At 68.7% G+C, this 518-nt stretch carries 1 protein-coding gene; it reads left to right on the top strand.

The window, feature by feature from the left end:
• The coding region (locus G7A99_RS24565) for a UvrD-helicase domain-containing protein (RefSeq protein ID WP_163144691.1) at positions 1 to 518 on the top strand (518 nt) is incomplete at both ends.

Below are 518 nucleotides of genomic sequence, written 5' to 3'. Positions count from 1 at the left end.
CTGCACGCCGAGGAGGCCGGCCTGCCCAAGGGCTTCCAGATCCTCGACAGCGAGGACCAGCGCCGGCTGGTCAAGCGTGTGATGCGTGACGCCGGCGTCGACGACAAGCGCTATCCGGTGCGCCAGGTCCAGGGCTACATCAATGCCCGCAAGGACGAGGGCCGGCGTGCCGGTGAGCTCGACACCGACGACGCCTATACCGCCACCCTGGTCGAGCTCTACGGTGCCTACGACGCGGCCTGCCGGTCCGCCGGCGTGGTGGACTTTCCGGAGCTGCTGCTGCGCTGCTGCGAGATGTGGCGTGCCCACCCGGAGCTGCTCGATCACTACCGGCGCCGCTTCCGCCATGTGCTCATCGATGAGTTCCAGGACACCAACGGCATCCAGTACGACTGGCTGCGCCTGATCGCCGCCGAGGACGCGGACGTGTTCGTCGTCGGCGACGACGACCAGTCCATCTACGGCTGGCGCGGCGCGCGGGTGGAGAACCTGCAGCGCTACCAGCGCGACTACCCGGA

The organism is Arhodomonas sp. KWT, assembly GCF_010993615.1.
This window is presented reverse-complemented; position numbering and strand designations above follow the sequence as displayed.